Below are 24,914 nucleotides of genomic sequence, written 5' to 3' on the forward strand. Positions count from 1 at the left end.
CTACCCTACCCCCGCCGCCGCGACCTTGCCACGCAAGTAGCCAGTGAGCACGGCTAAGCCATTTTCAAAATGGTGGTTGTTGGGGATAATGATATCTGCCTCGCTCTTAAAGGGTTGAATATACTTTTCGTACGTCGGGGCCACGTGGTGGGTGTAGCGATACAGGACATCTTGCAAGTCGTAGCCACGCTCGTCGCGGTCGCGCACAATGCGGCGGTGCAGCTTCACGTGCTCCTGGGCATCAATGTACACCTTGAGGTCGAGGAGCTTAGCAATTTCTTCGAAGTAAAAAACAAAGATGCCTTCTACCACTACAATAGGAGCCGGCTTGAACACCAACTCCTTAGGTACCACGCCGGGCTGGTTGAAGGTGTACTCCTTGCGGCGCACCTCGTGGCCGGCACGCAAGTGGCGCACGTCGCTGGCGTAGGCATCCGAATCGATGCTGGCCGGTAGGTCGAAGTTTTCAACGCCCTGCGCATCCCGCAATTGCTGGTCGCGCGGGTGGTAGTAATTGTCCTGCGAAATCAGGCAGATTTCGTTTTCGGGAAAAGCGGCCAGCAAGCGGCGCAAAAACGTAGTTTTGCCCGATGCGCTGCCGCCCGTGATACCAACGAGGTAGGGATGCTGCATAACGGAGGGCAAAGGTAGCGCCTGCGGTAAAGTTTGGCGTACCCCAGCCTAATGCCGCTGCGATTTATTCCGCTCCCAAAAATGCTAGCAACCCCGCCACCGCGCGCGCCCGGTGGCTGAGTAGGTTTTTCTCGGCCGTGGTCATTTCGGCAAACGTGCGGCCGTCGCCCTCGTTAGGCACAAACACGGGGTCGTAGCCAAAGCCCCCGCGGCCGATGGGTGCCGCTGCGATAATGCCAGCTACCTCGCCGCTGAACTCGTGCACATCCTCGTCGCCGCGCACCAGCGCCACCACCGTGCGGAAACGGGCTTGGCGGTTGGGCTGAGTGCCTAGCTCATGCAGGAGCTTGGCTACGTTGGCTGCGGCTGCGCGCTCGGGCCCCGCGTAGCGCGCCGAATACACGCCGGGCGCTCCATCCAGGGCGGCTACTTCGAGCCCGGTATCGTCGGCGAAGCAAGCCACGCCGTAGTGGTCAAATACGTATTGAGCTTTTTGCCGTGCGTTGCCTTCGAGCGTGGGCTGCGTTTCGGGTAGCTCTTCGTGGCAGCCAATGTCGGCCAAACTTAGCAACTGCAAACCGGCGGGCAGCAGCGGCCGAATTTCATCCAGCTTATGAGTATTGTTGGAGGCAAAGCAGAGACGCATGAGAAAAAACTTGGGAAAGGCCGAAAATTCTGCACAAGCAGAATGAAAATTTTTCTTCCGGCAGTGCAAGGAAGCCGCAAAGTTGCCCCGCATTTTTAAAAATCCCTATCCCCCTTGTGCGTACCAGGCCAAGTAAGTGGCCTTACCGAAACATCGATTTGATGGTGCCCCACGAGCGCTCGAGCGTGCTCACGGTGCCGGCCACGGTGGTGGTATAAGCTTGGTCGGGGCCGGGGCCGCGCACCGTGAGGCGATAGGCCACGGGGCCTTGCAGCAGGCCCGAATGGCTGCGGTAGAGGCAGGTATCGGCAAAAGAATAGCGAAGCTGGCCAGTAGGCACTACCCTGCTAATAACCCGGAAGTCAGTTTCATCCGGGGATTTACGGCTTAGGTCGAAGCCCGTAACGTCGGTTTCTGTATTCACTTCCCACTCTACCCGCACTGCCGAGCCATCGTAGGTAGCCATAAAAAGGAGCAACGTAGTAGCCAGCGCTAGCCCAGCGCTGCCGAGCAGCAGCCCTAGCCCCAACCCTAAGCGGAGCCCAAGGCCGGCGAAACGGCGGGATTGGGAGAAGTACAGCATAGGCAAAGACGACCAACAGAATGGCTGATAACCAAATATAGGCCGTGGCTGCCATGCGCCGCTACCCCCAGCCCAGTGCCGAAGGGCGCGTGGCCCAGCTTAATGCCGCGGCTCTTTTAGGGAGAAGAGTCTCAAGAAGGTCAAAAGGTTGACTATGTCGGCGATAATTCGTACTTTTGCAATCCCTTCCGCAAAACCGGCAGGGTTTAATAGGTAAATAGGCCCTCCCGATAATGAAAAAGGACACGCACCCCGAGTACCGCCAGGTAGTTTTCCAAGACACCTCGTCGGACTTCAAGTTCATCACCCGCTCCACGATGACGTCGGCCGAGACGATTCAGTGGGAAGACGGCAACACCTACCCGGTAATCAAAATAGAAGTGAGCAGCGCCTCGCACCCCTTCTATACCGGCAAAAACATGTTTATCGACACCGCCGGCCGCGTGGAGAAGTTCCGCAGCCGCTACGCCAACAAGACGCAAAGCAGCGCGGGCAAAGAATAGCTTTTGCGCCAGCTGTTAGCCCTTGGCTACTAGCAGTTAGCCTGCAAGAAACTCCTTTTGGCAAGCCCAGAAGGAGTTTTTTTTGGCCCCAAGCCAAGCAGCCCGCCGTAAATTTGGGTTTATTCTTACGATAAAGCTGATAGCGAATAGCCATCAGCCCTAGCTTACTACATGCACCTTTTGCTGTTCGACGACCCGGCTATTCGGCCCCACCTGCTGCCGCTCACCTTTACGCGGCCGGTGGCGGCGCTGCGCTGCGGCATCCTCACCATTGCCGAGAAGTGGCAGCGCCGGCTGGGTACGGAGGGGGTAGGGCACCTCACGCAGCCGTACTTGCAGGCCAAGTTTCCGGCCAATGTAGTGGCGGGCCCGGCCTTGGTGGTAAACGGTGCCGTATGCCCCGACGACCTGCTAGTGCGCCAGGTGCTGGCGCTGGCGCCCGGCCAGGGCCTATACTTTGGCGAAACACTGGTGGCCGCGCACTTAGCCGATGCTTTTAAGGTGGCTGAGCTTATCCAGGATGGCTTGCAGTCGCAGCGGGAAGTGGCAGAGGAAATAACGGTTATCAGCCGTCCGTGGCAGCTTTTCTTGCACAACGGCGTCGAGATTCGCCGCGATTTTGCCCTGCTTACCCACGGCCGCACTTCGCAGCCGGTGGGCGATGCGCACACCATTGTATACGCACCCGAAAACATCTTTATTGAGCCCGGCGTGAAGATTCGCGCCGCGATTCTCAATGCGGAGGACGGCCCAATTTACTTGGGTAGGAACTCGCAGGTGCACGAGGGAGCTATCATTAAAGGGGCGCTGGCGCTGTGCGAGGGCAGCCACATCAACGTTGGCGCTAAGATGCGCGGCGACAACACAGTGGGGCCTTTCTCTAAAGTAGGCGGCGAAGTTGGTAATAGTATCTTGCTGGGCTTCAGCAATAAAGGCCACGATGGCTACCTTGGCAACTCGGTTATTGGCGAATGGTGCAACCTAGGCGCCGATACTAATACCAGCAACCTCAAGAACAACTACGCCCCGGTAAAAGTCTGGAGCCACGCCGCGCACCGCTTCGTCGATACCGGCCAAACCTTCTGCGGCCTGCTCATGGGTGACCACAGCAAGTGCGGCATCAATACCATGTTCAATACCGGCACGGTAGTGGGGGTAGGGGCCAATATTTTTGGCGCCGGCTTTCCGCGGCAGTTTATCCCGAGCTTCAGTTGGGGCGGCGCTTCGGGCTTCGAAACCTTCCGCCTACCCAAAGTAGCCGAGGTAGCCGAGCGTGTGATGGCCCGCCGCGGCCTGAGCTATGACGCAGTGGAGCAAGGCGTTATGGAAGAAATATTTCAGGCCACGACTGGCGATAGAAACTGGGAGAGACATAGCTAAATGACCTTCGCCGCTATTCCCAATCAAGCTGCCCTCAAAGAAGTGCTGCGCCAGTCGGTGCAGCGCGGGCACGTGGCGCACGCCCAGCTCTTTCGCGGAGCCGAGGGTTCGGCGGCGCTGGCCCTGGCGCTGGCCTACGCGCAGTATCTCAACTGTGAAGACCGCGCTGAAGCGGCGCCCGACAGCTGCGGCCACTGCCCAGCCTGTCTGAAAATCAGCAAACTGGCGCACCCTGACCTCAATTTTATCTTCCCCAGCACCACTACTAAATCGGTGCCCAAGGATGCGACCAGCGGCCGGTTTATGGCCGAGTGGCGCACGTTTCTGGCCGAAAGCCCCTACCAGGGTTTCAACGACTGGATGCAGCACATGGGGGCCGAAAACAAGCAGGGGAGCATTTCGAAAGAAGAGGCTGGCCAGTTGCTTAAATTGGTGTCGCTCAAAGCGTTCGAGGCGCGGTTTAAAATCGTCATCATCTGGCTGCCCGAATTGATGCACCCGGCCGCCGCCAATGCGGTGCTTAAGCTGCTAGAGGAGCCCCCGCCCGCTACAGTATTCTTGCTCGTTAGCAACGAGCCCGAACGGCTGCTGCCTACCATCATCAGCCGGGTGCAGCCGGTGGTGGTGCGCCCGTTTTCGGAAGATGACATTACGGCGTATCTCACGGCGCACTACCACGTGCCCGAGGTAAAGGCCCGGCAGGTAGCTCAGCTGGCCGAGGGCAACCTGGGCGCCGCCATTGCCAGCCGCGAGCACAGCGCTGACCACAACTACGCCGAGTTTTTTATCAACTGGATGCGCAAGTGCTACTCCTTGAAAATGACGGAGGTGATGGCGCTGGCGGATGAGTTTCAGAAGATGGGCCGCGAAAACCAGAAGGAGCAGCTCAGCTTCTCGCTGGGGCTGCTGCGCAAGGTGCTGCTCTTCGGCATCGACCCACAAATGGTGCCGCACCTGGCCAGCGGCGAGCAGCAGTTCGTGCAGGGTTTCAGCCGCTTCGTAACGGCCCGCAATGCCGACCAGCTCACCGAAGAGCTGAACACGGCCCACTACCACATCGAGCGCAACGCCAACCCGCGCATGGTTTTCGTAGATGCTTCGTTGCGCATGGGCCAGCAGCTGCGCCGAGCGTAACTGCGCGTAGCAACTGCTTCGCGCCACTTCTTTTCCTGCCGACCTTTGCCTGATGCGCCACCGATTGTATCCGTTTTTGCTTGCTACCAGCCTGGGGCTGGGGCAGCCGGTGCAAGCGCAAGTGGTAGGGCCCCTACCCCCCCCGCCCGAGCCCAGTGCTGCCGGCGGCCCTGGTATTCACCAGGGCCGCTTTATTGGGGTGGTGGTAGGTACGGCCGTGGTGTACACGCTAACTTCTTATCTGTTAGGCAAAACGTGGTACACCAAGCGGGTACCTTTCCACTCTTTCAACGACAACGGCGAGTGGCTGCAAATGGACAAAATAGGCCACGCGACCACCGCCTACGCCATCGGGCGCGGCGAGTACGAGCTGTTTAAGTGGAGCGGTGTGAACGAGCGCGCCGCGGTGCTTACCGGTGGCCTCATTGCCTTGCTGTACCAAACCACCATCGAAGTTTTCGACGGCCGCTCCGAGGGCTGGGGGTTTTCGAAGGGCGACATGGCGGCCAATCTCACGGGGGTAGCCCTATTCATGGGCCAGCAATACGGCTTTGGGGAGCAGAAGGTAAGTATGCGTTACGGCTGGCGCAAGAGCATTTACCCGCAGTACCGGCCCGATTTGCTGGGGCGTACCACACGCAGCCAACTGCTGAAGGACTACAACGGGCAGCAATACTGGCTGTCGGTAAATGTGGCGTCGGTGCTGCCGGTGGGCCCTTCGTTTCCGCGCTGGCTTAACCTCGACTTGGGCTATAGCGGCAGCGGCATGACGGGCGGCCACGCCAACCCGCCCTACTTCGATGCTGCGGGCCAGGAAGTGAAATTTACCCGCTACCGCCAGTTTTATCTTTCGCCCGATATTTCGCTGGCCCGCCTGCCGGGAATAAATGGGGCGGGAGCGCAGCCGCTGGTTAGTGCCGGGCAGTTTTTCAAAATTTCGGCTCCCTCACTGGAATTCAGCCCGTTGCACGGCGTGCGTTTTCACCCTTTGCTGCTGCCTACCGATTAATTGTTTTTGCCGGCTGCTACCCCCGCCTGTTTGGCGAACCTCGGGGTAGGCAGTCAAGTTAAGTGTCTTATGCCCGAAACCCTCATTCGCCTTGCCACCCGCGCCTCGCGCCTTGCCCTCTGGCAAACCGAGCACGTAGCTGCCTTGCTTAACCAAGCCGGCCTACCCACCGAAATTGTGTCGATGCAAACCACCGGCGATAAAGTGCTCGACCGCTCACTCGATAAAATTGGGTCGAAAGGGGTGTTCACCGAAGAGCTGGAAGAAAGCCTGCGCCGCGGCGATACGCACCTGGCCATCCATTCGGCCAAAGACGTGCAAAGCTCTATCCCGGCCGACTTGGAGCTGCTGGCTTTTTTGGAGCGCGAGAAGGTCAACGACGTCGTAATCAGCTTTCAGGAAAACTTTGACATCAGTAAGCCCGGCATTGTGCTGGGCACCAGCAGCACGCGGCGCAAGGCACTGCTGCGTCGCTTTTACCCCCAGGCCAGCACTGCCGAAGCCCGCGGCAACCTCCAAACGCGCGTGCGCAAGCTCGAAGAAGGCCAGTACGATGCCTTGGTATTAGCCTACGCTGGCGTGCACCGCATGGGCTATGACGGCCTCATTCGGCACGAGTTGCCGGCCGGTAAGTTCGTGCCGCCCGTAGGGCAGGGTAGCATTGCCGTTGAATGCTCACGTTTTTTGGATAATAAGCTAAAAGACAGAATAAAGCAAGCTATCGACCACCCCAATACGCACCGCTGCCTACTAGCCGAGCGGGCCTTTTTGCGTACCATGGAAGGCGGATGCAGCATTCCATCGTTCGCCCTGGCTACGCTCACGCCGGCCGGTGAGGTGCGGCTGCACGGCGGCCTTATCAGCCTGAGCGGCGAGGAATACGTGGATTTCGAGCAGATTGCCCCCGCGGCGCAGGCCGAGGGCCTGGGCATGGCCGTGGCCGAGCATGTGCTGGGGCACGGCGGTGCGGCCATTCTGGCCAGCATCCGGGAGCACCGCGGCGAATTGTAGGGTGGCAATACGTGTAATTTTGCTGCCCTTAGCCGTTTTACTCGCATGCGTATAACCACCCGGAAACTTCGCCTGAATTGCCTGTTGCTACCTTTGCTCTGGCTGCTCAGCCTACCCGCATGGGCCGATAAAGCCCCGAAGATTACCAAGAAGGAGGAAGTTGTAACTATTAGCACCAGCCTAGGCGATATCCGTCTTATCTTATTCAGAGATACCCCTTTGCACCGGGCCAACTTCTTGAAGAAAGCAAAGGATGGCTTTTACAACGGCACCACTTTTCACCGCGTTATCCCCAATTTTATGGTGCAGGGTGGCGACCCTAACTCCAAGGATAGCGACCCCACCAACGATGGCCAAGGCCCCCCCAACGAGCCTACTATTGCGGCCGAGCTAGCCGCTGGCCACAAGCACGACTACGGCGCCGTGGCCGCCGCCCGCCAGGGCGACTTCGTTAATCCGCAGCGGCTCAGCAGTTCCAGTCAGTTCTATCTAGTCGAAAATCACCAAGGGTCGCACTTTCTCGACGGCCAGTACACCGTATTTGGCCAGGTCATTCAAGGGCTGGAGGTTTTGGATAAAATCGCGGCGTTGCCCAAAGACAGCCGCGACCGTCCTCTCACCGACCTTCGGATGACGATGAAAGTGACCAAGCTCAAGCGCAAAAAAATTACGGCCTTGTACGGGCGTCAATTCTAAGCGAAATACCAGTCCGCCCTGGTTTAAGCAGTTGCCTGTCTGCTTGACCCGCGGCGGGCCTAACGGCCAGAACGCATGAAAATTCTTATCACTGGTTCCAACGGCCTGCTTGGCCAAAAACTGGTTGAACTGCTGTACCAGCAGCCTGGCATAGAACTAGTAGCCACTGCGCGCGGCGCTAACCGGCTCGCTAATCGCTACCCCACCCTGCGCTTCGTACCCCTCGATGTGACGGTGGCCACCCAAGTGCAGCAAGTGCTGGCGCAAGAGCACCCCACGCACCTCATCCACACCGCCGCCATGACCAACGTGGACGAGTGCGAACTGAATCAGGCTTCGTGCTGGACGCAAAATGTAACGGCCGTAGACTACCTAGCTGCCGCCTGCGCTCAGCACGCTATTCACCTCACCCACCTCAGTACCGACTTTGTTTTCAACGGCCAAGCGGGCCCGCTGGCCGAAGAGGCTACCCCCGACCCCCTCAGCCACTACGGCCGCAGCAAGCTGGCTGCCGAGCATGTGGTGCAGGGCACAGCCGGCTTGCGCTGGGCCATTGCGCGCACGGTGCTCGTGTACGGCACGCTGCACGGCGGTGGCCGCAGCAATATTGTGCTATGGGTGCGCGATTCGTTGCGCAAGGGACAGGCAATCAAAGTGGTAGACGACCAATGGCGTACCCCCACACTGGCCGAAGACCTAGCCCAGGGATGCTGGCTGCTCGCCCGCCAGTCGGCCCAGGGCATTTACCATCTCAGTGGGCGCGAGCTGCTTACCCCCTACCAAATGGCCCAGCAGGTTGCCGATTTTTTCGAACTCGATAAAGCGCTGCTTGAGCGGGTCGATAGCAGCACATTTACGCAGCCCGGCCGGCGGCCGCTGCGCACAGGTTTTATCATTGCCAAGGCGGAGCGCGAACTAGGCTACCGGCCCCACTCCTTTGCGGAAGGCATTGCCCTGCTTGCGCGCCAAACGGAAGCTTCGGCCTAAAGCGGTTGCAGAGGCTATAAAAAAAACCCATTGGCAAGGCCAACGGGTTTTTTAGCTATAAGCCTTCCGCTTCTAAGTATACAAACTACAACAATATAAGGACACGAATAGAGGACTTCTAAAATGTTGGTGTACTGCGCGCTGCAATAGCATCCAACGTAAAATTTTAAAGTAGTTATTTTATCAATAAGTAGTCGGTGAGTGTGAAGTTATTTTACAAGCACAAATGCTTAAAAATTAGCTTAATTCGGGCCAATGGCCGATAAGCAAACCTCCAACAAGTATGGCAGTGCGCTGGCGCAGCGCAGCCTCACCCAAGGCGCGGGGTATCAGTCGGCCATCGAGGGTGGTAAAATCGCGGCCAGCTGCCAATACAGCTTGGTCGGCGGCAGTTAAAGCAGTGCCAACGCGGGTTACTGCATGGCCTGAAGAATAAGACGCTTTCATCGGTGTTTTGATAAATCAGGAAAAAGAATAGGATAGCGTGGCGCAGTTCCGGGCGGAACTCTGATACAATATTAGAAGCTGCATGTGCCAGGCTAAAGGACATTGTTGCCTCTTTTGTGACATGCCAGCTTCAATATGTTAGCCTGCTAATCTTATAAAAACACCAGGATTAATGAAATAAAAATAAACGGTTAGTTTTGTAACCATTTAAATTTAAGCAAATTAAAGAAAAAAATCAATTACTTTATTTTGGTTCGTAAATGCGCAGCGGTGACATCAGAGGCCGTTTTATTGAAATATTCTTTGCTGGAATGCAGCCCGGAAAGCTGGCGCGCCACCTCCTGAAGGGCTAGCAAAGTGAATAATAGCGCCGAGCCCGGCCCAACAACCAGCCACCAGGCAGTAGGCTCTTGGCGCAGGGTACCAAGCAAATGCCCCCAGCTAGCAGTAGTAGGCAGCAGGCCGATACCCAAGAACGCCAGGGTGCTTTCGAGCCCGATAAGCCCCGCTAGGCTCAGGGGCGCAGAAGCCCAGAGCGGTTGGCAAGCATGGGGCAACGCGTGCCGCCACCAAATGCGCCACTCCGGCAGCCCGCTGGCCCAGGCGGCTTCCACAAACGGCTGCACGCGCACCCGTAGCATTTGGGCCCGTACCAAGCGGGCGGTATCGGGCCAGGCTACTAGCACTAGCACGGCTAGTAGCTGGCTTGTGCTGAGCGGTGGGCCAGCCGCCAGCGCCACTACCAGCACCAGACGTGGTACGGCACTAAGCAGCGTGGCTACCCCCAGCACTAGGCTATCGAGGGGGAGGGGCAACGTGACGCCAGCAAAACGACGCGGCCCCAGTCTAGCGAATTTCCATTGATAAATAAAGATTAAAAAACTAATAATCAATAATATAATAGAGGAAATAAGCCAATAAGGCAGGGCTAATAACCACCAGCCGGCCGCCAGTGCAAGTGGGCCTATTGCAAGGGGTAGGGCTAGCCCACGATTGCCCCAAAAGCCGGCGGCCCCACCCGCACTGGCTCCCAGCAAGGTAGCCAGTGCGGTGGCCGGCAAGCTAAGGGTGAGTAGCTCGCGCGCGCCAAAAACCAGCTCAGCCAACACGTCGCGGCCCGCTGGGTCAGTGCCAAAGTAGTGCGCCGCTGCTGAGTTGCCCCAGCCAGGAGGTATTGCTATGTGCGCAAGGTCGGGAGTGGCGGGGGGGTAGGGCAGGGGTAGCCAGGGGCCTAGTACGCCTACCCCCACTACCAAGGCCAGCCATGCCACGGCTCCCCAATATGCACTGCCGCTAGCGAACCTAGTAGGCCCACGCGCATTCATGAACTAGGCCGCAACCGGGGGTCGGCGCGGTAATACAGCACATCTGCTACGAGCAGCGCCAGCAGGCGGGCTCCCGCCGTTAGCAGTACCCCTGCCAGCACCACGGGGTAGTCGTGGGCGGCAGCGGCTTCGGCCAGTAGGCGGCCGGTGCCGGGCAGGGCAAATAATACTTCTACTACTACTGCCCCAGCCACCAGGGCGGGTAGCAGCCCCGTAAATGTGGTGAATAGGGGCAGCAGGGCATTGGGTAAAGCGTGTTGATAAGCTACTTGCCAAGCCGTTAGGCCTTTAGCCCGCGCCGTACTGCTATACGGCGTGGCAAGCTCGTGGCGTAGGGCATTTTCGAGCGGCAAAACCAACCCCGGTAATACTGCCAAAACCAAGCTCAGCAAGGGCAATACTAAGTGTGCACCATAGGCCGCCAGCCAGGCTAGCCCGCCTAGGGGGGGGTAGGCGGTACCCATGCCATCGGCCGGTAATATGTTAAGCAAATCAGGATTAGCAAATAAAAGCAACAAGGCCAAAGCCAGCGCGAACAACGGTACTGCTTGCAGGCTCATGAGCAGGGTACGCCCCAGCGCCTGCCAGCCCCCTCCCTCAGCAGGAGCTAAGGCAAAACCCAAAGCCAGCCAGATAGCGAGGCTGGTGGCGAGGCCAATGGCAATGGCCATCAGCGGGAGGGTATAAAGCAGGGCAGATTGCAGGAGTGCTAGCACTGGTTGGCCAGTGCGGTACGAGTAGCCCAGGTTCCCACGTAGTAATTGCTGCACCCATCGGTGGTATTGGTTATGGGTGCCGTGCCAGTACCAGCGAATAGGCGCATGCGCCGAGCGGCTAACATAAAAAACCGGTTCCTCTAGGCCGAGGCGATGGTAGAGGGCTCGTTGCGCCGCCTGCCGGTCGGCCAGGCGCCGCGGGCTGCCCACGTGGCTGAGGTCGCTGCTCTCACCCAAAGTCAGCTCCTCCAGCGGCGTAGGCAGCAGGTGCATAAGCAAAAACACCACCGAGGCGATGCCCCAGGCTGCCAGCAGTGCACGCCCAAGCCGGGCTACTACCCAACGCCCCATGGGTTAGTGATCTGGGCTAGGGGTAGCGGCCCAGGTAAGGGTAGCGGCCGAATAGCCCGGCCTCAGGCCCGACGGGTACACCTGTACCAGGTGGCGGTCGGCGGCCAGGCGATAGGGCAATACAAAGAGCGGAGCCAAAGGAGCTTCTTTCTGCAGCATCATTTGAAACTGTTTGAGCAATAAGCGCTTGCGGCCCGGCTGGCCAACTGCCGCAATAGCCTCAAGCAGGCGGTCGCTGGCTGGCGTGCCAAAGCCCGTAAAATTGCCCTCACCTACCGATTGTGAGTGCAGAATAGGTAGGAAGTTAAACGCAAAGGGATTGCCCTTGAGCTTGCGTACGCACACATCGAAGTCGCCCTGGCGCAACGCCTCGGTAAGGGTAGAGGCCTCGGTAGGCCGCAGCGCTACGGGAATACCCACTGCCGCCGCTGCCGCTCGAAACTGCAGCGCCACCGTTTCAAACGTGGTTTCGTCGGCGCGGTAGCGCACCGAAAACGCCAACTGCTGCGCCGCCCGCTTCCACGTGCCCCCTATTTGCTGCCAGCCAGCCTGGCGTAGCAGTGCCACGGCACGGGCCGGCGCGTAAGCAGGTAGCGGCAGGCTGTCGTTGTAGAAGGGGCTAGTGGGGGGAAGTAGGCCTACCGTGCGGCTACCCTGCCCTAGCTGAGTGCCAGCCAGTAAGCTTTTGGCATCAAACAAGCAGCTAAGGGCTTGCCGCGTAAGCTTGTCCTGGAAAGCAGGGCGGCGGGTGTTGAAACCCGCAATTACTATATCATAAGACGGGCCACTGTAAAAAGCTAACTCGCGGTGGGCCGTAGCGGAAGCCTGCAACCGCTGAAAATCGCGCGCCGATACTTGAGGGTACAAGTCCAGTTCGTGCCGCCGCAGCGCTAGCGTGGCGGCGGCATCATCGGGCAAGATGAGGAATTGCAACTGTTTAGGGCGGGCTTGTAGCACCAAGGGTGCCGTCGGCAAGCGGTCGCCCCACCACTTTTTCTTGCGTTGTAGCGTAAGGGAGTGGTTGCCTTCCCAAGCCGCTAGCTGGTAAGGGCCGCAGCCGGCTAGGCGCTCGGGGTGGTGGCCTGGGTCGGCCTGCTGGTAGCGCTGCACCAGCGCTGCCACAGCGGGCGCCGGAGCTGTACTGCGCGGCCAATCTTGCAGGGTAGCCAGCGAAAACTGCCGCAAGCTATGCGTCGGGTCAAGCGGATTTTCAGGTAAAATTGGAAAATCTCCCGAATCCAGCCGGTACTCGGGCGCCTGGCCCCGGCATACTAGGGTAAAGTGGCGCGGGTCGGCGGGGTCAAGCAGCAGCTCGCGGATAAAGCTGAAGTGCGTCCGTTCGCCTTCATTGGGCAGCTCGGGGCAGTGCATCAGCTTCAGGGTAAACGCTACATCGGTAGCGAGCACCGGGCGGCCATTATCCCAGGTAGCATCGCGCAGATGATAATCCAGGTGGGTAAGCGAGTCGCCCACAAACTGCACACTGGGCAATGCGGCGGCCAGCGTGGGCGCCATCGTCCCGGTTGCAAAGTCCGTTTGCAGCAGGCTGTAGTGCATCAGATTGATAACATCTACCGCCCGCGAATTTACCTGTGCCATGGGGTCCAGGCTTTCCGGGTCACGCTCCCACCGAATTCGGACGGGCGCATCCGGTAGCCTGGTTGTGGAGGTAGAGCACCCGCCGCAGCCTAATACCAGTAAGCAAGTAAACCAATTAAATCTCATCCAACAGCGACGTAGAGCAAGTCGCTGGGCAAGTTAGTTAGCCGAAGCCAGATACCAGCCTAGTCGTGGCCCCAGCCGCTGCTGCCCGTAACGCCAGCGGGAGTAGTAGGCGTGCCGCCTACGATGTCATGGCCCCAGCCGCTGCTGCCCGTAACGCTATCAGTAGTAGTCGTGCCGCCTACGATGTCGTGCCCCCAGCCGCTGCTGCCTGTGAAGTCGGAAGGCTGGCCCGTGATTGTAGCGAACTGAAGGAGGGCGAGAGCGAAGAGTTCAAACATGGTGGAGGAGAATTGTTGTGGTGATTTCTTGTTACAAAGCTCCTCTATCTCATCCCCTCACAAAAGGACAAAGCTGAAGTAATTGTGACAATCACTATAGCAAGAACGGTTTGTAGTATTCCCAGAAAAAAATCAGTTTCCGAAGCGGCGTCGCACTAAAATAGCAAGATTAGTCTGGATAATTTTGCGAAAAAAGGTTCAAATGTGACATCGGTTCGTGTAATTTGTGCCTACCATTCCAGATTACAAAGGTCTGGGCCACTGATGCAAGCTGAAAGGAAACTATTGTTGTTTTTTTAATGGCTTATTTTGTCATTCCACTAGCATTCAAATTGCGATTAGAGCCTGTGAAGGCACTTTTTATATGAAAGAAATTGCAAATTTGGCTCGAATTGTGACATTGAGACGGAACACACGCCGTCCATTACTTGATTTAGATTCGACGCACCCTGGCAAGGAAGAGAAGATGATGCAAGCGCTGGCCGCCAATCCAGACTTGACTACTATTCAGCTTACTAAGCTACTGTACGGCGCTAATTCGGCCAGTAATCGCACGGCTTTGCGCCAGTTGCGGGGCCGGGTTCAAGATAAACTGCTGAATCACCTGTTTTTTCTGGACCACTCCGATACTCGGCTGCTGGTATCGCGGCGCTACGAGCTCGAATGCCTCGATTTGCTACATAAAGTGACCATTCTTTACCTGGAAGGGGAATATGTACTGACCGAAAAGTTGCTGCGCCGCTGCCTGCGGCTGGCACAACAGAGCGATTTTACCAGCTATGCCGAACAGGCAGTGCGGCGTTTGCTCACCTTGTATGCCGAGCAGCACAAGCGGCCGCTCTATTTGGTGGCGAGTAAACAACTAGCTGAGCTGCGCAAAAAGCTGGCGGGCGAGCAAGAAGTAGAGCAAATTCTGAGCGAGGTAAACTCGAACTTGGCGCGCACCGTGGCGACGCGACGCGCCGAATTAATTAAAATACCGGCTTACCTGGAGAAAATAGAGGCGCTGCACCGCGAAACACGCACGTTTACCACTTTTCTGGCGCTGTATCGGCTGCGGCTAGCCCATGCCGAACTGGTGGGTGATTATAAAGGAATTATTCGCTACACTACTCAGGCTACCAAGCAATTGCAAGAGGGCAAGCTGAACGCTCGGCGGTTTGACCAACGCTTCAATCAGTTTATGAACGTGTATGCGCATTTGCGCAGCCGGCAGCCCGTGGCCGGCCTCAAGCTGGCCGAGGCTTTTGCGCAGGATATGCACCCCACGTCTAGCAACTGGTTTTACTTCTACGAGCACTACCTGATGCTGGCTTTGCACGCCGGCGAATACGAGCAGGCGTTGCGCTTGCTACACGTGGCACACAAAAACCCGTCGTTTGCCAAGCAGCGGGCCGCGGCCCTAGAGCGCTGGGAACTGCTGGAAGCCTACACCGAATTTGTGCAGCCGGTTGATAAATTACCGGTGCGTCGCCGGGCACAGCTAGCCGTGTTTGCGGCCCTTACCGTGCCCGAATACAGCCGCGATAAGCGTGGCTACAACGTAGCCATTTTGATATTGCAGCTGCTACACTATTTGCGGCAACGGTTGCTGGAACCGGTGCTGACGCGCCTAGAACGCCTGCGCAAGTACCAGCAGCGCCACCTGCGCGATGCGGCCACGCTGCGCAGCCGCACCTTTTTGCGCATGTTGCTGCTGCTGCCCGAAGCCGAATTTGACCCCGAAGTACTAGCTATTCGCGGTAAACCCTTGCTGGCCAACTTGCAGCAGGCCCCGCTGGTAGGCGAAGCCGAAGCTGTGGCGGAAATTATACCCTACGAAGCCCTCTGGGATATTACCCTGCTGCTGCTGCGCCAAGGCACCCCCGAGTAATGCCAGGGGGGTAGGGCGCCCTAGGGCGCTACCACTACTTCTTGGCTAACGCAGTTGCTATCGACGCAGGCGCCGGGGCCGTAGCCGCGCAGGCTCATGCGCACCTGGAAGCGGCCGGGCTTGCGAAACGTGTGCTCGACGCGCGTGCCCTGCTGGGTGGTGCCGTCGCGAAAATCCCAGGTCACCTTCACGGCCTGGCAGGTGGGGAGTACCGAGTCGAGGGCGTCGAACGTGACGGGCTGATTGACCTTAATGGCCGCCGCTGGCGCGAGGCTAAAGTTGAGAACCGGCTTGGTAGTGAGGTCTACATCGAAGGTTTTTTCGGCGCGGCGCACTTCGCCCGTGGCGGGCACCACCACATCGAGCACCACTTGGTAGTGGCCGCGGGCTTGGTAGCAGTGCGTGATGGTGAGGCCCGTGAGGGTAGTGCCATCGCCCATGCGCCACTGGTACTCGAGCGGCCCCGCGCCGGGGTCAACCGAGCGGCTAGCGTCGAAGTCAACGCAGAGTTCGGCGGGCTGCATGGGGCCGCACACGGCGGCATCCTGGGCGTGGGCGGTGAAGCTCATAGCCCACAAACCTGCCACAACCAGCAGCCCATGCCAAGCGTGAGCTAACAAAGCAGGCCGGCGAAAATCGCCCAGCGGGCCAGCAATTACGAAAGAAAAACCAGGAAAGCGCACGAAAAATACGAGTTAAAATACTAGCTGCCGCGCTTCCGCAACTGCCAAATAGCCGGGCCCTACCCCCTTATAGCTTGTTGAGCCGCTGCGACAGGCCCCGCAGGTAGGTTTGGCCAATCGGAATGTATTTATCCTTAATCAGCAAGGAGTTATCTTCCAAAGCCTGCACGTGGTCGATGTTGATGATGAACGAGCGGTGCACGCGCACGAAGCGGCCCACCGGAAATTTATCCTCGATGGCCCGCATAGTACTGTAAACGATGAACTTACTATTCTTCATCACAATGTGCACGTAGTCGCCCAACGCCTCCACGTAGTAAACATCGGCAAAATCGACGCGTACCAGCTTGGTATCAACTTTCACAAACGTGAACTCAGCCGAGCTGCTCGGCAGGGCGTCGGCCTCGGCGGCGCGTTGGGCCGTGATGGCATCCAGTACCTTATTGGCGGCTTGCAAAAAGCGTGGGTAGCTGAGGGGCTTTAGTAAATAGTCGGCCACGGCGAACTCGAAGGCCTGCACCGCGTACGATTGGCTGCTCGTGATGAGCACCACTTGCGGCGGGTGGGGTAGGGTGCGCAGCAAGTCGAGGCCCGACATCAGCGGCATTTCTACGTCTAGAAACAGCACGTCAATCTCCTGGGTACGCAGGATTTCGGCCGCTTCGATGGCGCTGTTGCACGAGCCCGCCGCGCGCAAAAAAGGTGTGTTAGCCACGCAATTGAGCACGATTTGTACCGAGAGGGGGTCGTCATCAACGACCAGGCAGCGGAGGGGGGGCGCCAAGCCAGCCTCGGTTTCGGGGGTAACAACAGCCATAGAATTATTATAGAAAAAGGACACTTATAGTGCAAATATGCAGGCTAGCAGCACGACAAGCTGAAATTGCGCTATAAAAAGCCCGTTAACCACCGCTTTTGGTGCGTGTATTGTGCAGGTTAGGGGAGCGGCATGCTCTAGGCTCGCTCGTGCAGCAAGGGGTAGAGCTGGCCCAATTGCTGCCGCACCGCTACTAGCAGCGGTTCGCAGTAGGGGCAGTTGGGCTGGCGGGCGCTGCGCTCTAGCTCGTCGAGCTGCGTATGCAGGATGGGCACCCCGAAGTAAGCGACCTGGCCTTTCAGCTTGTGCGCCAAGCTGGCTAGGCCGGCGGGGTCGTGGGGGTAGGCGGCCGCGAGCAACTGTTCTAGGGCGGGTGCTTCGGTAAGAAAAGTATTGACTATCTGCTTGATGAAGCCTGCATTGCCGCCCGCCAAGTCTTCGAGTTGCTGCCAGTTGGGGCGCAGCGGGGGAGGGCTGGCGGGGGCTGCTAGCTCAGGGCTGGGTGCGGGGGTAGGGCTTGGGCTGGTGGCGCTTGCTAGCCGGCCGGTGCAGTGCGCCAGCCGCGCATACAGCGTGGCGGGCTCGAAGGGCTTGGCCAAAATGTCGTTCATACCGGCCGCCAGCGCCAAGCTGCGGTCTTCGGGCAGCACCGAGGCAGTGAGACCGATAATGGGCAAGCTGCTCAGGCTCGGAAAGTGCTGGCGCAATGCGCGGGTAGCGGCGTAGCCATCCAGCTCCGGCATCTGAATGTCCATGAAAATGGCGTCGAAGGGCGTGGTGGCGGCCAGCGCTTGCTCCACGGCCAAGCGGCCATTGTCGGCTATTACCACCTGCACATTCCAGTTTTCCAGCGTTTTGCGCGCTACCAGCTGGTTGAGGGCATTGTCTTCGGCTACTAGCACGCGCAGGGCCGGCTCGAAGGCCGGCAGCGGGCCCGCCACCGCGTTGGGGTGGGCCTGCGCGGCGTCGGCCACGGGGTATGTCAGTTCAAAATAAAATTCCGACCCTACCCCCTCCTCACTGCGTACCCCCAGTTGGCCGCCGTGCAGCTGCACCAGGTTGCGGGCAATGCTGAGACCCAGGCCGGTACCGCCAAACTCGCGGGTAGTACTGGCATTGGCCTGCGAAAAATCTTCAAAAATGGCCGTCAGCTTATCGGCCGCAATGCCAATGCCGGTATCCTGCACCGTAAAGCGAAGCACCACGTGCCCGGCCGGGCCGCCTGCCACCGGCGCCACCCGCACCGTAACGCCGCCTTGGCGCGTGAACTTCAAGGCGTTGCTCACCAAGTTTACCAGCACTTGCTGCAAGCGCACCGGGTCGCCGATTACCGCCACGGGCACAGTCGCATCTACCAACACGCTTAGGCGCAGGCCCTTGCTGTCGGCCGCGTAGCGAAACATGGTGCTGAGCCCGCGCACGGCCTCGGGCAGCCGGAAAGCCACCTGCTCCAGCGTAAGTTTGCCAGCTTCCATCTTCGACGAATCGAGGATGTCGTTGAGAATCACTAGCAAGTTTTGCGACGACGAGCCGATGGCCGTGAGGTACTCGGCCTGCTCGGGGGTAGGGCTGGTATGCTGCAACAAGTTGGTGAGGCCGATAACCGCGTTCATCGGGGTGCGGATTTCGTGGCTCATGTTGGCCAAAAACTGCGCCTTGGCCCGGCGCGATGCCTCAGCCGCATCGCGCGCCACCAGCAGCTCGCTGTTTATCTGCTCGATGTGGTGGTTTTGGCGGCGTAGCTCAGTAGTGCGCTCGCGCACAGTGTGTTCGAGCTGAAATTTCTGGCGACGCAGCACGCCTTCGCGGCCCCGCACTATGGCCACTGCGGCGCCCGCCAGCAGCCCCAGGCCCGCTAGCAGCGCCCACGGTTGGCGCCACCACGGCGTAGCAATGCCAAACTCACTGCGCCGCGCCGGGCTCCAGCTGGCAGCTGGCCCGGCGCGGCGCACTTGCACTTCGAGCACGTAGTGGCCCGGTCCCAGGCCCACAAACTGCGCTTCGCCGGCCAGGCTGGGCCGGCTCCATTCCGTAGAAAGCCCCCGTAGCCGGTAGCGGTACTGCAAGCCTTGGGTGCCGTTGGCAGCTAGACTAATGCCTTGAAAAACAAAGCTTACGTGGTGCTGCCCCGCGCTGAGTTGGCCCAGCGCTGCGGCCGGCCGCGCCTCGCCATCTACCTCGGCACTCGCCAGCGCTAAGCCAGGAGCAGCTGGGGGCAGGGCAGGGTAGCCCAGGGTGCCCAAGTCGAGGCGCAGCAGGCCGGTGCGGGTGCCTACCCAGGCCACGGAGGTCGGCCCAGCCGTCAGGGCCGCAGCCGGTAGGCAGCCGCGCACCAACGGGTCGTCGGGCGTGGCGAGGGGGGTAGCCCGGTGCCCCTGAAGGTCGAGCCGGCTTAGGCCCTGCGGGTGCACCAGCAGCAGGCCGGCGGCCCTACCCCCCCCGGCAGCCGGCAGGGGTAGGAGGGCAGTAAAATAGTTGTCGGGCAAGCCCGTAGCGGTCGTGAGGTGCTGCCAAGCGCCCGCCTTAGCCGGATGGTAGTACAAGCCTTGCCCTTCGGTGCCCACCCAAATTGTGCCGTCGGTTGTTTCAGCTAAAGCGCTGGCATCAAGGCCCGCGCGGTTGAGGCGGGTGTAGGTAAAGCGCTTGCGGGCGGGCTCCCACACGGCCAAGCCGGTATTGTGCGTACCCACCCACACGCGGCCGGTATGGTCGGCCAGCAGGGCAAAAATGCTGTTGTGCAGCAAGCCATTGGCTGTGCTGAAGTGTTGCACGACTGGGGCAGGAGCCGAGGCCGAGGCATTGGGCAACAAATAAATGCCGTCGGCGGCTGTGCCTACCCACAGCCCCGAGCCGGGCGCATACGCCAGCGCCGTAACGGCCGAGCCCAGGCTATCCGACAGCCCCGCTACTGCTTGGGCGGGTTGCCCTGGCGCAGAAACTGCCCATACTCCCAAGGCATTGCCCACCCAAAAGCCGCCTCCCAAGGCAGCCGGCCGGGCCAGCAAGGCTGTGGCCGGCTCGCCGGGTAGCGGGGGCAACTGACTGCCCGCCGCCACAATTGAGCCACTAGTCGCACTGGGTAACCGGAAAAACGGCCCCCCATTGAAAGTGCTCCATACGTGGGACGGCCTCTTAGTAGCTGATTGGTTGACTATTACTAAACTAGCGCCGCTGGGGCCACTGGGTAAGGGCAGCAAGCTCAGGTGCTTGTCGGAGTGCCGCCACAGGCCCTGGCCGGCAGTGCCGAGCCAGGTATTGCCCTCGCGGTCTTCGAGCAGGCAGGTCAGGCTTACCTCCGGGGGTAGGCCCAGCGGGTAGCGGTGTAGGTAGGCATTGAGGCGGGCCCTATCGGGGCTAGGTGGGCCGACGAGCGCAGCCTGCCCGCCCGCTGTGGGAGTAGGGGCGGTCCGAAAATTCGGGCCGCCCGCCGTTCGCACCGACTGCCCGCCCTGGTAGTGGCGCACCCAGAGGCTACCGGTGGCCGGGTCTTCGCGCAGGCCGGTAACGAAGTTTTCGGCCAAGCCATCGCGGGTAGTGAAGGTCACAAAGCGGCTGCCGTCGTAGCGCACCAAGCCCTCGGCGGTGCCCAGCCAGAGGTAGCCCTGCCGGTCTTGCAGCAAGCAATAAATAAATGGTTGGCTTAGGCCTTCTGTAGGCCCAAACTGCCGCACGTAGGCCCGCGCCGGCGCGGGGGCTGGCGTTGCCCAGGCGGCGGCGGGCAGCAGCCAAGCCAGCAGCCCTACCCCTAGCCAGTGAAGCGACTTCTGCCGCAAATACTTAAAATCAATCACGTAAAAAATAGCGCCAGTGCTGGTAGTCCATAGCAGATAAGGCAGCAAATTAGTTGGAGCGCGGGCGAAAGCTAGAGGCTTTTGGCTAAGCAAGCCTTTTTGCTGGTTAAAAGCAGCAGCTTAATTGCTGAGTACAAGTTAGGCCCACGTGCCGCTAGCGCGCCGTCTTTCACCGGTTATTAGCAATTGTGTGGATAAAATGCTTGCATGTTAATAACTTGTGTGGATAACTAGTAAGCTAAATAAAAAAATGGCCGGGCGAATTTCGCCCGGCCATTTCGAGGTATTCTGCAAAAGTTGCTACTCCAGCACAATGCGGCGGGCAGCGGGCGTGCCTGTAGCCGGCGTATACACCAGGTTGTAGAGGCCAGTGGCCACGGGCAGGCTAAGGGTGCGCTCGAGGGCGGCGCCGGTTTGCTGCACCTGCTCTTGCCACACCACGCGGCCCAGGTTGTCGAAGAGGCGCAGGCTCACGCTGCCCGAGTAGGCTGGTAGCGTTACGTGCAGGCTGCTGCCGGCGGGGGTAGGGTTGGGCCAGGCTTCGAGGCCCACGGCGGTGGCGGCGGTGGTGAGAGCTAACAAGTTATTGCCTACCTGCACATTGTCGAGGTACAAGTATTGGCCGAAGCCGTTGCGCCCCACAAAGCGAATCACCACCGACTTGCCAGCGTAGGGCGTCAGGTCTACGCGCTCTTGGCGCCAGTCGGCCCCCGAGGCGGGCAAGAAAATAGCCTCATCCTTGGGCGAAGTGGTGGGCAGCGTGCCTGCCGAGCCCTTGGCATAAGGCTTGCCCAGGATGGCGCCGGTGCAGGCGTCGGCAATCTGCACGGTTAGCGAATCGAGTTGGTTATCAGTCACCTTACCATAGGCCACGTCGAAGAGCAGGGTGGGGGTAGTGCGGCCCACCAGGCTCAGGGCCGGCGTATACACCGCGTCATGCTCACCCACATTGGAGTCAAACCAGAAGGGCGCCCGCAGCGCTCGGCTAGCTTGGCCATTGCGGCCGATAATGCCTTCGGCTATCTGCCAAGTGACGCCCTGGTCGGGGTTGACGATGCTCCAGCCGGCGGGCAGGGTTTGCGAGTTGGCGGTGTTGTCGAACGTCTCGGTGAAGGGCAGCGCCCGGCCGCCCACCGCCACCGCAATGTTTGTAGTAGTGCTGCCGTAGGCGTTGCTCACGGTGAGCGTGGCCACGTAGTTGCCGGCCGCCGCGTAGGTTACTACCCCCGGGTTTTGGGCCGACGAGGTAGCCGGCGAGCCGCCCGGAAAGCTCCAGCTATACGTGCCGGGGCAGTAGGCTGCCGTGCTGCCAAACGTGACGGTGCCGCCGGGGCAAATGCTGGCGTTGGTGGTCGTGACGGTGGCCAGCGGCGCGCGGCCGTACACAAATACGTAGCCCGTATCGGTGCGCGCCACGGTGCCGTTGGCATTGGTTACGCTCAGCGTCACGGCGTAGTGGCCGGGCGTGTTGTAGACCACCGCCGGCGTGCGCGAAGTAGAAGTGGCGGGCGTGCCGCCAGCAAACGTCCAAGCGTAGCTCGTGGGCTTAAATAACGAGGAATCAGCGTACTGCACCGTTAGGCCGGGGCAGCCGATGAGGGGCTGAGTCGAGTTATAAAGCGCTACCGGCGCGGGCGTCAGGCCCGTCACGGCAATGTCGTCGAACACGCGACCGGCGCGGCTGCTAGCCGTGTTGCCCGTGGCCGCCCCCGTGCCGTACTGCTGAAACTTGAGGCGCACATCGTTGCCCAGGGTGAGGCCGTTGGCAGTGGCTAGCTGGGTTAGGCTCACCGACTTGGTTTGGTAAGTAGTAGTGGCGTTGGTGCCTGTGAGGTCGAACACGCGGTACCAGGTGGTGCCGCCATCCACGCTCAGCGCGACGCCATCAGTGTTGCTGGAGCCCGTAAACTGCGCCGGCATCACTTGGTCGGTTTCGGCCGCAAACTTGCGCTCGCGGAAAGTCAGCAGCGCGCTGCTGGCCGACACACCGCGTAGGTACCACACTACTTCATTCAGTGCGTTGGCCGTTATGCCGGGGTACGAATCGAGCAGCAAGTGCTGCGTGCCCGAGGCCGGGTTCAGGGTATTTATCACTTGCACCCTACCCCCCCGGGTGCTGCTCACCGTCCAGCTAGTGGGCAAGGCGCCTTTTTCGAGGTCTTCTACCGCTGGCGGCGTAATGGCCACGGCAGGTCCATAAATCGCCGTAAAAGCATCAATCAGCCCCGCGCCGGTTTGCAAATCGGCCGTAGTGGCGCCCAGCAGGCGGGCCGTCGAGGTGAGGCGGGCGTACACCTGGGCGGGTGTCAAATTTGGCTCCGACTGCCGCAGCAGGGCCGCGATGCCCGCCGCGTGCGGCGCCGCCGCCGACGTGCCGAAGAAGTTAGGGAAGCCATCGCCTTCCAAGTCATCTGCACTGGTGCCAAACGACGACGTATTCACGCCATCCGCGGCCGCAAAATTGGGCTTCTGGCGCACTTCGGGCGTGGCTAGGGCCGTGCCATTGGGCGCAAACAAGATGGTAGGCCGGCCCAGCGACGTGTAGGGCTCGGGCACGCGCGGGCTGTAGTAGGGCACGGCCGCCACCGCCATGGCGGCCACGGCGGCTGGGTGGCCCACCAGGGTGCCGCTGTTCGTTTGCCACTCGGTGGGTCCGACAACGGTAGCAGGCAGGCCGTTAAGCTCGTTGATGTATTTGAGGCGGGTAGGGTTGGCGGTGCCAGCCCGGCGCACAATATGCAGGTCAAACGCTGTAGTGTGCGTCTGGCTGCTGTCATTCGAAAAGCCAATAATTTCCGCTGGGTACTGAAACCCAACATTGTCGATGGTCGAGCTGGCCACCGTGTCGCCCTTCTGTACGACGCCACTCGGGCGCACCTTCACCAGGTACATATCGAGGTCGGTTTTTACGCCTGTGCTGGTGTAAAAAGGGTCTGACCATTGCAGCGGCAAAAGCAGGTCGTAGCCATCCGATACCACAAAGCGCTGGGTGAGGTCGGGGGTGCCGGTGGTTGAAAAATTCAGCCGCCCTACCCCCTGCGCATCGTTTACGAAAGCCGGGGTCGTGTTTTCGTAGCTATTATTAGCGTTGTTGCCCGCTGACGAAAAGTACGCCACGCCCTGCCCCACTACCTGCGTAATGGCTTGGGCAATAATACCATCCTGAAAAAATGGCTCCAAAAAATACCCGACGTCGTCCACAATTACTTTGCAGTTGCCCTGCGCCGGGTCGGCCAGCCGAATAATCTGGTTGGCAAAATCGGCCTCGCTCACGTTGGCCGTGCTGAAGGCCAGCGGCGAGCCCGGCGCTAGGTCGTGCGCAATCTGGCACATGGCGCGGCCCTCGTCGGTGGTGCCATCGTCGAGCAGCACCTGCACCCCGTTGGTGGGCAAGTCGCCGGTCGAGATATCCGTGGCCGCCCCGTTCTGCGAATTAAACGAGTCGCTGAGCACCCCTACGCGCACCCCCGAACCGTCGAGGTTTTTGGGGCGGGTAGCGCGGCTGCGGGCCACTTCCATCGCGTAGTCGCCCTGGCTGGTAATCACGCCTGCGCGCGATTGCGGCCGGTAGGCGGGCACCACGCCCAGCAGCCCCTGCGTAGTCAAAGCGCCTACCCCCTGGCTGCCGGCCGCTAGCTGGCTCAGCGGCAGCAGGCCCTCCACAAAGTGTAGGGTAGGGTAGGCGGCGGCCACTACAAAGCCGCGGCTTTGCAAGTTGGGTAGCAGTGCGGCCACGTTTTGAGCGGTGATGTGCACCATCACGGCCGTGCCATCCTTGCTAAACCGCAGCAGCGGAAACGCCGCATTGGCCGCCGCGGCGCTGGTGCGCAGGCTGCGGTTGGCCTGCCCCGCGGTGTACAGGCGCTGCAAGTCGCTGCTGAGCCGCGCCTTTGGGTCGGTGCGCAGGGCGGCTATGGCGGGCTTGGGCGCCTGCCGGTGGGTAGCTAGCCGGCTCGCCGAAGGCTGCCCCAGTTTTATACCGGGTTTTTGAGCTAGCGCCGCGTGGCCGAGCCCAGCCCATGCTGCTACGCCTAGCAGGGCCCAGCGCAGCGGCGGAGAGAATACGTTTTTACTCATGCGAACAAGGGGTGGGGTGAGGGAATGATGAATGAAAAGGCCACCTAGGAGCCGTCTAATCAACGCGCTAGCGCTTGCTAAGCAAGATAGCGCTAGCCTAGCTAAGTTGGGCAGCGCCGCCGCCCAGCCGCCGCCGCGCGTCGACCAATCGGAGCTTGTACATCGCCATTTCGCCAGACATTAGCCGCGGCCGAACCTTTTGCTAGCCTGGTGGTTTCTAGCAATTAGCGCGAGGCTGCCGTAATTTTG

General features: G+C 60.0%; 20 protein-coding genes. 9 read left to right on the forward strand and 11 right to left on the reverse strand.

Features of this window, described 5'->3' with window-relative positions; genetic code table 11:
• The 3 genes from GO988_RS10775 to GO988_RS10785 all read right to left on the reverse strand — a co-directional run bounded on the left by GO988_RS10775 (position 1) and on the right by GO988_RS10785 (position 1,745).
• Positions 1–633, reverse strand: coding sequence for a uridine kinase family protein (locus GO988_RS10775; RefSeq protein WP_157565061.1), 633 nt, complete (start codon positions 631–633; stop codon positions 1–3).
• Between the two features lie 64 nt (positions 634–697).
• Positions 698–1,279: an RdgB/HAM1 family non-canonical purine NTP pyrophosphatase gene (rdgB, locus tag GO988_RS10780; RefSeq protein WP_157565063.1), complete on the reverse strand. Its 582-nt coding sequence runs from the start codon at positions 1,277–1,279 to the stop codon at positions 698–700.
• Positions 1,280–1,421: 142 nt separating this feature from the next.
• On the reverse strand, positions 1,422–1,745 hold the full coding sequence (locus GO988_RS10785) for a hypothetical protein (RefSeq protein ID WP_157565065.1): 324 nt from the start codon (positions 1,743–1,745) through the stop codon (positions 1,422–1,424).
• Positions 1,746–2,095: 350 nt separating this feature from the next.
• Between GO988_RS10785 and GO988_RS10790 the strand changes: the two genes are divergently transcribed.
• The 8 genes from GO988_RS10790 to GO988_RS10825 all read left to right on the forward strand — a co-directional run bounded on the left by GO988_RS10790 (position 2,096) and on the right by GO988_RS10825 (position 8,978).
• Positions 2,096–2,365: a type B 50S ribosomal protein L31 gene (locus GO988_RS10790; protein ID WP_157565068.1), complete on the forward strand. Its 270-nt coding sequence runs from the start codon at positions 2,096–2,098 to the stop codon at positions 2,363–2,365.
• A 171-nt stretch (positions 2,366–2,536) separates the two neighbouring features.
• Positions 2,537–3,745: a GlmU family protein gene (locus GO988_RS10795; protein WP_157565071.1), complete on the forward strand. Its 1,209-nt coding sequence runs from the start codon at positions 2,537–2,539 to the stop codon at positions 3,743–3,745.
• Positions 3,746–4,879, forward strand: a complete 1,134-nt coding sequence (locus GO988_RS10800; RefSeq protein ID WP_157565073.1) for a DNA polymerase III subunit — start codon at positions 3,746–3,748, stop codon at positions 4,877–4,879. It abuts the gene before it with no gap.
• Between the two features lie 52 nt (positions 4,880–4,931).
• Positions 4,932–5,888, forward strand: coding sequence for a DUF2279 domain-containing protein (locus GO988_RS10805; RefSeq protein ID WP_157565075.1), 957 nt, complete (start codon positions 4,932–4,934; stop codon positions 5,886–5,888).
• Between the two features lie 69 nt (positions 5,889–5,957).
• Positions 5,958–6,899: a hydroxymethylbilane synthase gene (hemC, locus tag GO988_RS10810; protein ID WP_157565077.1), complete on the forward strand. Its 942-nt coding sequence runs from the start codon at positions 5,958–5,960 to the stop codon at positions 6,897–6,899.
• Between the two features lie 84 nt (positions 6,900–6,983).
• A complete protein-coding gene (locus GO988_RS10815; RefSeq protein WP_232341458.1) occupies positions 6,984–7,595 on the forward strand; it encodes a peptidylprolyl isomerase in 612 nt (203 codons plus the stop codon).
• A gap of 75 nt (positions 7,596–7,670) precedes the next feature.
• Positions 7,671–8,582 (forward strand): SDR family oxidoreductase, encoded by a 912-nt coding sequence (locus GO988_RS10820; RefSeq protein WP_157565081.1) that lies wholly within the window; start codon positions 7,671–7,673, stop codon positions 8,580–8,582.
• Positions 8,583–8,837: 255 nt separating this feature from the next.
• Positions 8,838–8,978 carry a hypothetical protein gene (locus tag GO988_RS10825; RefSeq protein WP_157565084.1) on the forward strand — a complete coding sequence of 47 codons (141 nt, stop codon included), beginning with the start codon at positions 8,838–8,840 and terminating at the stop codon, positions 8,976–8,978.
• 290 nt (positions 8,979–9,268) lie between these two features.
• On the opposite strand, the gene GO988_RS10830 is transcribed toward GO988_RS10825, so the two are convergent.
• The 4 genes from GO988_RS10830 to GO988_RS10845 form a co-directional block, all read right to left on the reverse strand.
• Complete coding sequence (locus GO988_RS10830; RefSeq protein ID WP_198172623.1) at positions 9,269–10,300, reverse strand: ABC transporter permease; 1,032 nt, start codon at positions 10,298–10,300, stop codon at positions 9,269–9,271.
• Positions 10,301–10,350: 50 nt separating this feature from the next.
• On the reverse strand, positions 10,351–11,421 hold the full coding sequence (locus tag GO988_RS10835; protein WP_157565088.1) for an ABC transporter permease: 1,071 nt from the start codon (positions 11,419–11,421) through the stop codon (positions 10,351–10,353).
• Positions 11,422–11,424: 3 nt separating this feature from the next.
• The gene (locus GO988_RS10840) at positions 11,425–13,020 is read right to left on the reverse strand and encodes an ABC transporter substrate-binding protein (RefSeq protein ID WP_198172625.1); all 1,596 of its coding nucleotides are present in this window, start codon (positions 13,018–13,020) and stop codon (positions 11,425–11,427) included.
• 185 nt (positions 13,021–13,205) lie between these two features.
• Entirely contained in the window at positions 13,206–13,424 is a 219-nt protein-coding gene (locus GO988_RS10845) for a hypothetical protein (RefSeq protein ID WP_157565092.1), read from the reverse strand.
• 400 nt (positions 13,425–13,824) lie between these two features.
• Between GO988_RS10845 and GO988_RS10850 the strand changes: the two genes are divergently transcribed.
• Entirely contained in the window at positions 13,825–15,297 is a 1,473-nt protein-coding gene (locus GO988_RS10850; protein ID WP_157565094.1) for a hypothetical protein, read from the forward strand.
• A 20-nt stretch (positions 15,298–15,317) separates the two neighbouring features.
• Here GO988_RS10850 and GO988_RS10855 read toward each other — a convergent pair whose 3' ends face one another.
• The 4 genes from GO988_RS10855 to GO988_RS10870 form a co-directional block, all read right to left on the reverse strand.
• Entirely contained in the window at positions 15,318–15,866 is a 549-nt protein-coding gene (locus GO988_RS10855) for a PKD domain-containing protein (RefSeq protein ID WP_157565096.1), read from the reverse strand.
• A 181-nt stretch (positions 15,867–16,047) separates the two neighbouring features.
• The gene (locus GO988_RS10860; protein WP_157565098.1) at positions 16,048–16,797 is read right to left on the reverse strand and encodes a LytR/AlgR family response regulator transcription factor; all 750 of its coding nucleotides are present in this window, start codon (positions 16,795–16,797) and stop codon (positions 16,048–16,050) included.
• A 137-nt stretch (positions 16,798–16,934) separates the two neighbouring features.
• Complete coding sequence (locus GO988_RS10865) at positions 16,935–20,588, reverse strand: hybrid sensor histidine kinase/response regulator (RefSeq protein WP_198172626.1); 3,654 nt, start codon at positions 20,586–20,588, stop codon at positions 16,935–16,937.
• A 300-nt stretch (positions 20,589–20,888) separates the two neighbouring features.
• Positions 20,889–24,665, reverse strand: coding sequence for a PKD domain-containing protein (locus GO988_RS10870; protein ID WP_157565103.1), 3,777 nt, complete (start codon positions 24,663–24,665; stop codon positions 20,889–20,891).
• Between the last annotated feature and the right edge of the window lie 249 nt (positions 24,666–24,914).

Origin of the sequence: Hymenobacter ginkgonis, assembly GCF_009755225.1 — a bacterium.
Taxonomy (GTDB): Bacteria; Bacteroidota; Bacteroidia; order Cytophagales; family Hymenobacteraceae; genus Hymenobacter; species Hymenobacter ginkgonis.